This window comes from Cellvibrio chitinivorans, from assembly GCF_035117775.1.
GTDB classification, from domain to species: domain Bacteria; phylum Pseudomonadota; class Gammaproteobacteria; order Pseudomonadales; family Cellvibrionaceae; genus Cellvibrio; species Cellvibrio chitinivorans.
In genome coordinates, this window is sequence record NZ_JAYKKN010000001.1 from 853,896 (window position 1) to 866,424 (window position 12,529).

At 51.4% G+C, this 12,529-nt stretch carries 7 protein-coding genes; 5 read left to right on the forward strand and 2 right to left on the reverse strand.

The genetic code is table 11. The features are described from left to right. Positions 1–117: 117 nt before the first annotated feature. From SPL68_RS03650 to SPL68_RS03665, 4 genes are all read left to right on the forward strand, one after another. Complete coding sequence (locus SPL68_RS03650) at positions 118–594, forward strand: helicase (protein WP_323813710.1); 477 nt, start codon at positions 118–120, stop codon at positions 592–594. A gap of 174 nt (positions 595–768) precedes the next feature. Then, positions 769–1,467, forward strand: coding sequence for a PEP-CTERM sorting domain-containing protein (locus tag SPL68_RS03655; RefSeq protein WP_323813711.1), 699 nt, complete (start codon positions 769–771; stop codon positions 1,465–1,467). Positions 1,468–1,656: 189 nt separating this feature from the next. Beyond that, positions 1,657–3,909 carry an arginine/lysine/ornithine decarboxylase gene (locus SPL68_RS03660; protein ID WP_323813712.1) on the forward strand — a complete coding sequence of 751 codons (2,253 nt, stop codon included), beginning with the start codon at positions 1,657–1,659 and terminating at the stop codon, positions 3,907–3,909. 113 nt (positions 3,910–4,022) lie between these two features. Beyond that, positions 4,023–4,904, forward strand: a complete 882-nt coding sequence (locus tag SPL68_RS03665) for a M23 family metallopeptidase (protein WP_323813713.1) — start codon at positions 4,023–4,025, stop codon at positions 4,902–4,904. Positions 4,905–4,906: 2 nt separating this feature from the next. Here SPL68_RS03665 and SPL68_RS03670 read toward each other — a convergent pair whose 3' ends face one another. Beyond that, positions 4,907–7,429 (reverse strand): carbohydrate-binding protein, encoded by a 2,523-nt coding sequence (locus SPL68_RS03670; RefSeq protein WP_323813714.1) that lies wholly within the window; start codon positions 7,427–7,429, stop codon positions 4,907–4,909. 469 nt (positions 7,430–7,898) lie between these two features. Here SPL68_RS03670 and SPL68_RS03675 point away from each other — a divergent pair, with 469 nt between their 5' ends. Continuing rightward, positions 7,899–10,493 carry a glycoside hydrolase family 3 protein gene (locus SPL68_RS03675; RefSeq protein ID WP_323813715.1) on the forward strand — a complete coding sequence of 865 codons (2,595 nt, stop codon included), beginning with the start codon at positions 7,899–7,901 and terminating at the stop codon, positions 10,491–10,493. A 93-nt stretch (positions 10,494–10,586) separates the two neighbouring features. Here SPL68_RS03675 and typA read toward each other — a convergent pair whose 3' ends face one another. After that, positions 10,587–12,410 (reverse strand): translational GTPase TypA, encoded by a 1,824-nt coding sequence (gene typA / locus SPL68_RS03680; RefSeq protein ID WP_323813716.1) that lies wholly within the window; start codon positions 12,408–12,410, stop codon positions 10,587–10,589. Between the last annotated feature and the right edge of the window lie 119 nt (positions 12,411–12,529).

Sequence of the window (12,529 nt, forward strand, 5' to 3'; positions counted from 1 at the left end):
GAGTGGCGGCATTGTACTGGCATTGGGCGGCAGCCGGAAACTTTTGGTAGTGTTTCAAGTGTGATGGCGTAAAATTCGCCCTTGGATCATCCCCAACTGGAGAGTCACCTCTTTTATATGCGCGCGTTCGGATTCGTCATCGTTCTGCTAACTGCCGGCATTTCGCTGGTGACTTTCTCTACTCAAGCGAACGACCTCAAACCCTTTTCCACCGACGGCTGCTCTATGTGGATCGACGGTACTCTCGATCAGCCCAATCTCTGGCGTCACTGCTGCGTGGCACATGATCTGGATTACTGGATTGGCGGCACCGAAGCCGAACGCGAAGCTTCAGATGCGCGCATTCAAACCTGCGTGCAACTCGCCTTGGGGCCGCGCATGGCCGACTATATGTATAGCAACGTGCGCTGGGGCGGCAGCCCTTATTGGATGTCCACCTACCGTTGGGGTTATGGCTGGGATTATTTCGATGGGCTCTGGGTGCGCGGCTATAAAACGCCAACATTCGATGAGCAACAATTAATCGAACAGGCAATGCCCGCTGCGCGCCAGTTGATTGAGGAAGATGCCCAGCGTTATCCGGTCAAGCAGTAAGTATCCATAAGCAGGGTTGCCTTCACATATCTAACACTCCATAAATGTGCGTGTGCTAACGCACCAATATTCCCCTGCTGAAATGCTTGAATAGGCTTGCGCCGAGATCCTATTGGCGTCCTCCCTGTTTTTCATTTTGTGTGCATAGCGGGGTTTCCCCCCAAGGAGTTCACTATGTATAAGCTTCCGCGTAATGCTGTTGGCTATTTAGCAGCAGCCTTGTTTGCGTTTCTAGCATTGCCTTGTTCTGCCGCTTACCTCAAGTTCACTTACGCTAACCCTGATTTATTTTTCAGTTCGCACAAGGTGAATGGAGTTCCCACTGAAATTGAGGATGGCATGGGGTTTGTACCGCTCATACCGGCCTTTGCACTCTCTTTTACCCTACCGGAAAAAGACTTATCCCTACAGCCAACTACCTCCTTTTTCACTCGCGAGCTCAACCTGAGTTTGAGCTCCGACTCGGCAGGGTACTTGGATTTCCCTATTGACCTCAGTCCATCGTCCTATGCTCAAGTATTGCTTGACCAAACCGGTCAAATCGCTAGTTGGAATCTGGTCGCATTTGCGCGAGAGCTAATCACACCGGAAACGAATCTGGAGGCTCACAGGTTAACGGATAGATGGGTTAATGTTCGTTCCTATAGCACGAGCGGCGATCAACTTGTCGAACGATTTCACCCACTAACCAGCCGACGTGAAACGTTAATACAACTCGCTTTGTTGGAGTTCAACTACGCTGATGAGACTAGCCTCAGCAACTGGACGATAGAACGCATCGACGTACCTGAGCCGGGTTTGGCTGGGCTGTTCTTCAGCGGCTTGGCGACATTGCTCTGGTGCCGCCGCCGCGACAGAAGCCCCACACGATAAAAATATGTTTGAAATCCGCCAACTAGATTACAATCGCGCTCCCGGTCGTTTGGCCGGGAGCGGTTATTTGTAACAGCGCCTGGCTATTCTTGGTCTACCCTTCAGGTACTCCGGCCAGACGATTCACACCACCCAGAGGCGGTCACGTCGGCAAGTGTTAACTCCAGCCAACTCTATATTGGAGACCCCATGAAATTTCGTTTTCCCATTGTCATCATTGACGAAGACTTTCGCTCCGAGAACACCTCGGGTTTAGGCATACGCGCACTCGCGGAGGCCATTCAGAATGAAAGCTGGGAGGTAGTTGGTGTTACCAGCTACGGTGACCTGTCGCAATTCGCGCAGCAACAATCGCGCGCCTCGGCGTTTATTTTGTCGATTGACGATGAAGAATTTGGTGCTGGCTCGCTCGAAGAAACCGATCACGCACTCAAATCCCTGCGCGCCTTTGTCGAAGAAATTCGCTACAAAAACAAAGATATCCCGATTTATTTGTACGGTGAAACCCGCACCTCGCGCCATATCCCCAACGATATCCTGCGCGAGCTGCACGGTTTCATCCACATGTTTGAAGACACGCCCGAGTTCGTGGCGCGCCATATTATCCGCGAAGCAAAATCCTATCTCGATGGTCTCGCACCGCCGTTTTTTCGCGCATTGGTGCACTACGCGCAAGATGGTTCCTATTCCTGGCACTGCCCCGGTCACTCAGGTGGCGTGGCGTTTTTAAAGTCGCCCATCGGCCAGATGTTCCACCAGTTCTTTGGTGAAAACATGCTGCGCGCCGACGTGTGTAACGCAGTGGAAGAGCTCGGCCAATTGCTCGACCACACCGGTCCTATCGCCGCGTCTGAACGCAATGCCGCGCGTATTTTCAATGCCGACCACTGCTACTTTGTGACCAACGGTACCTCCACCTCCAACAAGATGGTGTGGCACTCAACCGTTGCGCCGGGCGATATCGTTGTGGTTGACCGCAACTGCCATAAATCGATTCTGCACTCGATCATTATGTGCGGTGCGATTCCGGTATTCCTGATGCCGACGCGCAACAACCTCGGCATCATCGGCCCGATTCCGCTGGAAGAATTCACCCCCGAAAGCATCGCGCGCAAAATCGAAGCTAACCCCTTCGCACGCGAAGCTGCCAATAAAAAGCCGCGCATTCTCACCATCACTCAATCCACTTACGATGGTGTGGTCTACAACGTTGAGACCTTGAAGAACATGCTCGATGGCAAAATCGATACGCTCCATTTCGATGAAGCCTGGTTGCCACACGCGACTTTCCACCAGTTCTACAAAGACATGCACGCGATTGGCAAAGATCGCCCGCGCGCTAAAGAGTCGATGATTTTCTCCACCCAATCGACGCACAAACTGCTCGCCGGTTTATCGCAAGCATCACAAGTGCTGGTGCGTGAATCCGAGAAAGTGAAACTCGATCAGGATGCGTTTAACGAAGCCTACTTGATGCACACCTCCACCTCGCCGCAGTACTCGATCATCGCCTCTTGCGATATTGCCGCGGCCATGATGGAAGCGCCCGGTGGCCACGCGCTGGTAGAAGAGTCGATTTTTGAAGCGCTGGACTTCCGCCGTGCGATGAAAAAAGTCGATGAAGAATGGGGTCAGGATTGGTGGTTCCAGGTCTGGGGTCCGGATGAATTCGCAGAAGAAGGCATAGGCACCCGCGACGACTGGATACTGCGCAGCGACGACAACTGGCATGGCTTCGGCAAACTTGCGCCGAACTTCAATATGCTCGACCCAATCAAGGCAACCATCGTCAACCCGGGTTTGCGTGTAAATGGCCAGTTCGACGAAACCGGTATTCCGGCATCGATTGTGACCAAATACTTGGCCGAAAACGGCGTAATTATCGAGAAATGCGGTCTCTATTCATTCTTCATCATGTTCACCATCGGCATTACCAAAGGCCGCTGGAATACCTTGGTAGCGGCACTGCAACAATTCAAAGATGACTACGACAGAAATCAGCCGATGTGGCGCATCATGCCCGAGTTTGCGCAAGCCAACCCGCGCTATGAACGCATGGGCTTGCGCGACTTGTGCCAGCAAATTCACGATTTCTACAAGGCTTACGACGTAGCGCGCTTGACTACCGAAATGTACTTGTCGGACATGCAACCGGCGATGAAGCCCTCGGATGCCTTTGCGAAAATGGCGCACCGCGAAATCGAGCGTGTACCTATCGATCAACTCGAAGGCCGCATCACCTCGATTTTGCTGACGCCATATCCGCCGGGCATTCCGCTGTTGATTCCGGGCGAGCGCTTCAACAAAACTATCGTCGATTATTTGAAATTCGCGCGCGACTTCAACGAGAAGTTCCCCGGCTTCGAAACCGACGTTCACGGCTTGGTGAAACGCGAAGTAAATGGCAAAAAAGATTATTACGTGGACTGCGTAAAACAATAACGCCATTGTTCAAGATGGGTTAGATTTGAAAGCCGTCGCATGCAAGTGCGGCGGCTTTTTAATTATCTTTTCAGTATTGGTTGATCTTCCGTTAGCAGGGAAAAGGATTCGCAATGAAAGCGCTGGTTTATTGTTGTTTTGCCATCATCACGTTTGCCGCTTCGGCACAGGCAGAGATTTATAAGTATCAGGATAAGAACGGAAAATGGCAGTTCACCGATAAAAAGCCAAAAGATCCCGACGCAGAAGTCGTGAACTACAAAAGCACGGAAAAGGCCAAAATCCAGCCGAAGTTCGACAGTATTAGCCGCGATGGATTTAATTATCTGGTAGTGGAGAATCCATTCTATGCGCCTATTCAGGTGCAGCTGACGTCACCGCAAGTGAAAAATGGCAAACAGACGCGTATTGTCGGCGCCCGCCAAAAACTCAATCTAATTAAAACCACAGATAGCATCGCCAAGTTTCGCTACCGCTGGCATATAGGCGACCCTAGCGCACAACCTAGCGATCAGCTCTATCACTGGCCGATTGATACTCAAATCTGCGCGCGCATTTCTCAAGGTTTTAATGGCAGCTTTTCGCATACATCGGAACAATCGCGCTTTGCAATTGATATCGCTCTGCCGGTAGGTTCGGCAATTTTGGCGGCGCGTGAAGGCACAGTGGTCGCAGTGAAAGACGATTACCACATGGGCGGCGTGAATGAATACTTTTTGGATAAGGCTAACTACGTATCGGTGATCCACGCCGATGGCACCTTCGCCTTTTACGGGCACATTTTGCTTGGCACCGCCGCAGTCAAGCCCGGCGACAAGGTGAGCGCCGGAACCCTGCTTGCCAAATCCGGCTCGTCGGGGTTTTCATCCGGCCCTCACTTGCACTTTGTGATCCAGAAAAGTAAAGGCTTTGCCAAAACCTCAATTCCGTTTGAGCTGATTAACAATCAGGGGCAGTCGTTCATCCCGTCGCGCAACCAAAAATCCTGCGGCTAGACCTACTGCCGCTGGATATCTACAAAGGGACTGTAGACACCGTTTTTATCAAATGCGGCTATCTGGAATACATAGTCGCCTTCATCGAGCCAGGCAAATTGATAGCTGGTCGTCCAGGCATCGTTGATGCTGATATAGGTGTAGGTGTTATCAGTCGATTTTTTGTAGCGAATCTCATAGCCACCCAATTCAGTGATATCCAGATAGGTACCATTTTCGCGCGCGTTGGGGGGCGTCCAGGTAATGCCCACCGGGCCCGCGACATGCTCTGCATGACTAGCTGCCGATGACGATGACCAGCTGGATGACACTGCGGTCGAGGGGTTTGAGGAACTGGATGAGCTGACCGTGGTAGCAGGCGCAGAAGATGAACTGGAGGAGCTTACTGCGCTGATGACTGGTGGGGTAACCGCGGTTGAAGTTTGATCGGCGGGCTCAATTTTAATCCAGTTTAGATTAAAGCCAGCCTCCAGAATTTTAACGCCAAAGTAATGTTTGCCGGCGGGTAAGGTAACTATGTGTTCAACCGTGGACCACTGTTGCCAGCCACCGGTAGCTGGCACTGAAACCGTATCAAACACCGCTGAACCACCCGCTTCATGGAGGCTAAAGCGACCGGCAGAACTTTGACCTGCCACGCGATAGGACACTTTATAACTGGCAGTGACAGGGATATTTACTTCTGTATTTTTATATTCCATCCAGTCGCCGGCATCGAGATAACCTACGCTTTTCCCTCCGCCGACATCTGAAGTTGTTTCCGTTTGAATACCGCTCATCGTGGAATAGTCTTCTGATTGGATAGTGACGGTAGGTGCTGTTACAGGAGCAGCAGCGGCACTGACCAGATCTAATTTTATCCAGTTGAGATTAAATCCGCCGGACGAAACCAATAAGGTCAAATCATGGCTGCCAGCTTCAAGCGATATGGTGCGCTCAATATCAACCCAGTTTTGCCACCCACTGGTAGATGGCACAGAGACAGTATCCAGTACCTTGCCATCAGCGGATTTCACCTGGAATGAACCCCCGCCACTTTGACTTGCTACCCGGTAAGTGACTTTATAAGTACCTGCAACAGCAATACTAATACCTTTATATGTCATCCAATCGCCGGCATCGATATAGCCAAGACTTGTGCCGCCACCTACATCCGTAGTGGTTTCATGTTTCACACCACTCATAGTTGTATAGTTTTCAGCTTGGATGGTAATGCTAGAGGTTGTTGCTGGAGCGGTAGAGCTAGTGGCAGAGCTAGAGCTAGAGCTAGTGCTAGAGCTAGTGCTAGAGCTAGTTTCACCTGTCAGATCTAATTTCATCCAATTCAGATTAAATCCGCCCGCAGAAACCAATAGGGTCAAATCATTGCTGCCAGCTTCAAGCGATATGGTGCGCTCAATATCAACCCAGTTCTGCCACCCACTTGTAGATGGCACATAGACAGTATCTAGTATCTTGCCATCAGCGGATTTCACCTGGAAAGAACCTCCACCGCTTTGGCTTGCTACCCTAAAAGTGACTTTATACTTACCTGCAACAGCGACATTAATACCTTTATATGTCATCCAGTCGCCAGCATCGATATAGCTAAGATTTGTGCCGCCACCTACATCCGTAGTGCTCTCCTTCTGCACCCCACTCATAGTTGTATAGTTTTCTGCTTCGACGATGAGGGTAGCCCCCGAAGTCGAAGTACTAGATTCAATAACGGGAGTCGTTGTTTCAATAATCGGAGTAGTTGGTTCTACGATAGGAGTACTTGGCTCAACGACAGGAGCAGTTGACTCAACAACCGGATCATTAGTTTCTGGAGCTGGAGCTGGAGCTGGAGCTGTAATGGTCTCGCTGGACAGTTCTACTTTCATCCAATTGATATTAAATCCGCCCGTCACTGACCTTATGTTCAGATCATTACTGCCCGCAGTAAGCGGTACCTTGCGCACAACATCAACCCAGGATTGTGCTCCACCGGTCGCAGGTACGGTAACTGTGTCAATCACCTTGCCGTTGCGCGCTTTAAGTTGGAAGGTTCCTCCATTGGCGCTCGCTACCCGGAAGGTAATGTCGTAAGTACCGGTAACTGGAACATCGATTTTCTTGTATGTCATCCAATCGGCAGCATCAATGCTTGTGACATTCTTGCCGCCGCCGACATCCGAGGTGTTTTCGGTTTGAATGCCGCCCATGGTTGTATAGTTTTCAGACTGGATAGTAATTGGCGCTGGTGCCGCGCGCGCAACACTGGGCATAAAGATCATGAATGGAGCGCAGAGCGCCATTGCGATAGATGCATGACGCAAGCGGTGCTGCCAATTCAGTCCGCGTTTTAATTGCAAGCGATCGATACAACCCATCTCAATTAGAATTTCACCTAAGGGCGTGACTTGAGCATTGGGGTCAGCGGGATTTAACAGGCGCTTTCTGCGGGATTGTTCTTCAATTGCGCTCGCAAGTTGTTCCTGAGTGATTAATCCCTTGCTGATTAAAATATCCCCTAGCCGGGTTTGTTCTATTTTCTTGAACATGATTCCTCCCAAACGACACCGGAAAAGTATTGCGAATTGAGTGACCTTTACCTTGGCGTGAATTACGCTGTTTTTCAGTGTAGAGGATATTTAACTCTGTGATCTGGCTCACGCATGGCGGGATAACAACATTTTTACATATGGATAAACGCCGATATTCTTTTGTCTTTCTGCGCCACAAAAACCACTTTTTGTGTGCATGATCAACGCAAAAATGTAATCAGAAAACAGCCTGATATGCTTTTTATCTCGCCATCAAATTCGCACTGGCATCATGTTTAAGAAGGGGCTCCTGTCACCGATTGCATCATAAAACGTAAATGTTGTTCGTATCTGCGCGGCTAGCTGGTACCTTTTGCCAGCGCATACCTATGTATTCGTTTTCGGCACTTATATAACACTCAACTGACTGGAATCGCCTCGCTCTAGGGCGTCAGATCCGTTGCTTTTTTGGTCAACAGGTTCCCTCATGAATAACAAACTACCACTAGGCTCACTGGTGTCAGGTGTGGTTTTGGCCAGCCTTTTAATCGGCTGCGATTCAAAAACCACTGACGCACCATCCACGACTACGACAACTCCTGCCCCTGTTGCTACAGCCCCCGCGAAAGTGGAATGGCCGGCAATCAAGAGTGCAATTAAACAAGATCCAGCGGTTGAAGCACGCATCGATGATTTGATCGGGCGCATGACGCTGGAAGAAAAAATCGGCCAGCTGATTCAGCCGGAGATCAAATTCCTCACCCCCGAAGACATCAAGCAGTACCACGTAGGTTCGGTGCTTAACGGCGGCGGCAGCACTCCGGGCGCGAACAAATACGCGCCACTGGAAGACTGGGTCAAACTGGCCGATAGCTTCTATAATGCGTCTATCGATACCTCCAACGGCCGTATTGGTATCCCGATCATGTGGGGTACAGATGCCGTACACGGTTTGGGCAACGTAGTGGGCGCCACCCTGTTCCCACACAACATCGCCCTTGGTGCTACTCATAACCCTGAATTGTTACAACAAATCGGTTGGGCGACTGCGCGTGAAATCGCCGTGACCGGTTTGGATTGGGATTTCTCCCCGACTGTTGCTGTCGCGCGCGATGACCGCTGGGGTCGCGCCTATGAAAGTTGGTCGGAAGATCCACAGATCGTCGGCGATTTTGCGGGCAAGATGGTTGAAGGCCTGCAAGGTAAAGGCAGCTCGGAAACCCTCTTTTCCAATGAGCACGTAATCGCCACTGCCAAACACTTTATTGGCGATGGCGGCACCTTGAATGGTGTTGACCGCGGGCCGACTCAAGGCGATGAAACCCATCTGCGCGATATTCACGGCGCTGGTTATTTCAGTGCAATCGAATCAGGTGTGCAGGCGGTGATGGCCTCCTTCACCAGTTACGATGGCACCCGCATGCACGGCCACAAATACCTGCTGACCGATGTACTCAAAGGCCAAATGGGTTTTGATGGTTTGGTTGTGGGTGACTGGAGCGGCCACAGTTTTATCCCCGGTTGTACTGCGGTGGACTGCCCGGAATCGCTGATGGCGGGTCTGGACATCTACATGGTGCCCGAGCCCAACTGGAAAGAGCTGTACAACAACCTGCTCGCACAAGCCAAATCCGGCGAAGTGACTGCCGAGCGTTTGGACGATGCCGTGCGCCGCATTCTGCGCGTGAAAATCCGCGCCGGTCTGTTTGAGAAAGGTGCGCCATCTACCCGCCCACTGGCTGGTAAAAAAGAATTGCTGGGTGCACCAGAGCATCGCGCTGTTGCGCGTCAGGCAGTGCGTGAATCGCTGGTGATGTTGAAAAACAAAGGCAATTTGCTGCCACTGGCACGCAAGCAAAATATCCTCGTTGCGGGCGATGGCGCGGACAATATTGGCAAACAATCTGGCGGCTGGTCAGTGACCTGGCAGGGTACCGGTAACGTCAACTCCGACTTCCCCGGCGCCACCTCGATTTATGCTGGTATCAATGAGGTTGTGAGTGCGGCTGGCGGTAAAGCGACACTGAGCGTCGATGGTTCTTTCAGCGAAAAACCCGATGTTGCGATTGTGATTTTTGGTGAAGATCCCTACGCCGAAATGCAGGGTGATGTGGGCATGCTCGCTTACAAACCGCGCAACCCGAGCGATCTGGAATTGCTGAAAAAATTGCGCAGCCAAGGTATTCCGGTGGTGTCGCTGTTTATCACTGGCCGCCCGCTCTGGGTCAATCGCGAACTCAACAGCTCTGACGCTTTTGTCGCCATCTGGCAACCGGGCACTGAAGGTGCAGGCGTGGCCGACGTGATTTTCCAAAAAGCCGAAGGCGGCGTGAACTACAACATGAAAGGCCGCCTGAGCTTCTCTTGGCCGAAAAATCCCGACCAAACGCCACTCAACAAAGGCGACGCTAACTACGATCCACTCTTTGCCTACGGCTATGGCATGAGCTACGGCGAGCAAAACACCTTGGGTGATGACCTGCCGGAAGACGGTTTAAAACCAGCGGAAGCCTTGGACGTGTTGGAGATCTTCAACCGTCGCCCAATGGATCCTTGGCAGTTGGAAATCATCGGCTTCCAAAATGATGTAGTGCCGATGAACAGCAACACCGTAAAAGCCTCATCGCTGATGATCCAAGCGGTTGACCGCGATGTGCAGGAAGATGCGCGCCGCGTGCAGTGGAATGGTTCAGGCAGCGGCCAAGTGGCCTTGTCGGTGGCTAATCGCCAAGACTTTATCAACTACTACAGCAGCGATTCCGCGCTGGTATTTGATATCAAAGTCAACGCAGCGCCGAGTGCAACCACTTACTTGCGTCTGGGTTGCGGCTCTTACTGTGCCTCCGATATCGACCTGAGTGAAAAACTCAAAGGCTTCGCCGGTCAGGATTGGCAAACCGTTACTGTACCCTTCAAGTGCTATCCTAACTCGGGCGCAAACTTCGGCGTAACCCAACCGCCAGAAGAGTACTGGACGCAAATCCTGCAACCTTTCTCGCTGATCACCAGCGGTACTTTGGATATCACCTTCGCCAAAGTGAGCGTAGTAAAAGGCGCGGGTAAAGATGTAGCTTGCCCCTAAGTAGCTTTTTACACACGTATTTTTACACGCGTAAATAAAAATCCCGGTCAGCTCACACTGACCGGGATTTTTTATTGCGTGAACAAACGCGAATTATTTATTGGCGCGCTTACGCTCGTTTTCGGTGAGCAGTTTTTTGCGCAGACGGATCGATTGTGGTGTTACTTCAACCAGTTCGTCGTCTTCAATAAATTCCAGTGCTTGTTCCAGAGTGTGACGGATTGGCGGTGACAGGGTCAGCGCATCGTCAGTACCGGAAGCACGAACGTTGGTTAATTGCTTGGCTTTGGTTGGGTTTACTACCAGGTCATTTGAACGCGAGTGAATACCCACGATCTGACCTTCGTAAACTTCTACACCGGCGCCGAGGAACAAGCGGCCGCGGTCTTGCAGTGGGTGCAAACCGTAGGCGAGGGTTTTACCTTTCACCATAGAAACCAGTACACCGTTTTGACGCTTGGCTACTTCACCTTCTTTCACTGGACCATAGTGATCGAAAATACTGGTCATGATGCCTGAACCTGAAGTCATGGTCAGGAACTGGCCGCGGAAACCGATCAGCCCGCGCGATGGGCAGAGGAATTCCAACTTGATACGGCCTTTGCCATCCGGCTCCATGTTGGTCAACTCGCCTTTGCGCAGGCCGAGTTCTTCCATCACTTTACCTTGGTGTTCTTCTTCAACGTCGATTACCACTTGCTCAAACGGCTCGTGCACTTCGCCATCAACGATCTTCTTAACTACTTCTGGACGGGATACGCCCAACTCGTAGCCTTCGCGGCGCATATTTTCGATCAATACTGACAGGTGCAATTCACCGCGGCCAGATACGATAAATTTGTCCGGTGAGTCGCCTTGTTGTACGCGCAATGCAACGTTAGCAATCAATTCCTGATCCAGACGGTCTTTGATGTTACGGCTGGTCACGTACTTGCCTTCTTTACCGGCAAACGGTGAGTCGTTTACCTGGAAGGTCATGCTTACGGTTGGCTCGTCGATTGACAGAGCTGGCAGAGCTTCGATTGCATCCGGGCTGCACAAGGTGTCGGAAATGCCGAGCTTGTCTACACCAGTGATACACACGATATCGCCGGCGTAGGCTTTGTCGGTTTCAACGCGTTGCAGACCGTGATAACCCATCACTTGCAATACTTTGGCTTTGCGCTGGTTGCCTTCGTGGTCAACTACAACCACTTGTTGGTTCGGCGCCAAGCTGCCGCGCGTGATACGGCCAATCCCGATTACACCTACGTAGCTGCTGTAGTCCAACGCAGAAATTTGCATCTGGAAAGGACCGTCGAGGTCAACTTTAGGTGGTTGAACCTTGTCCACGATCATTTGGAACAGCGGGGTCATATCTTCTTTGATGTCTTCTGGATCCAGACCGGCAACACCATTCAGCGCAGAGGCGTAAACGATTGGGAAATCGAGTTGCTCTTCAGTTGCACCCAAACGGTCAAACAGGTCGAATACCTGATCCATAACCCACTCAGGACGAGCGCCCGGGCGGTCGATCTTGTTGATTACCACGATTGGATTCAGACCCTGTTCGAACGCTTTGGAGGTTACGAAACGGGTTTGTGGCATTGGGCCGCCAACGGCGTCAACGATCAGCAATACCGAGTCAACCATCGACAGAACGCGCTCTACTTCGCCGCCGAAGTCGGCGTGTCCGGGGGTGTCCACGATGTTAATGCGGTAGTCGTTCCACTTGATGGCGGTGTTTTTCGCCAGAATGGTAATGCCGCGCTCGCGTTCCTGATCGTTGCTGTCCATGATCAGGTCGCCGGTGTCATCGCGACGGTCGAGGGTGCCAGATTGACGCAACAACTGGTCAACCATAGAGGTTTTACCGTGGTCAACGTGGGCGATAATCGCAATATTGCGCAGTTTTTCGATAGCTGATTGATCTGTCACTGTGGGATTTCTCTTGGGTGAATGCCTGTGCAGGCAAGTGGGGACGCATAAAAAGGCGCGCATTATACCTATGTAGAGGTTGCACGGATATGACTAGAAGGCGCTGATTGGTGATTTTT

What these genes read in the sequence shown, in the direction of transcription:
- SPL68_RS03655 (WP_323813711.1), top strand. Translation starts at nt 769, where the DNA reads ATGTATAAGCTTCCGCGTAATGCTGTTGGCTATTTAGCAGCAGCCTTG.
- SPL68_RS03675 (WP_323813715.1), top strand. Translation starts at nt 7,899, where the DNA reads ATGAATAACAAACTACCACTAGGCTCACTGGTGTCAGGTGTGGTTTTG.
- SPL68_RS03670 (WP_323813714.1), bottom strand. Translation starts at nt 7,429, where the DNA reads ATGTTCAAGAAAATAGAACAAACCCGGCTAGGGGATATTTTAATCAGC.
- SPL68_RS03650 (WP_323813710.1), top strand. Translation starts at nt 118, where the DNA reads ATGCGCGCGTTCGGATTCGTCATCGTTCTGCTAACTGCCGGCATTTCG.
- SPL68_RS03660 (WP_323813712.1), top strand. Translation starts at nt 1,657, where the DNA reads ATGAAATTTCGTTTTCCCATTGTCATCATTGACGAAGACTTTCGCTCC.
- SPL68_RS03665 (WP_323813713.1), top strand. Translation starts at nt 4,023, where the DNA reads ATGAAAGCGCTGGTTTATTGTTGTTTTGCCATCATCACGTTTGCCGCT.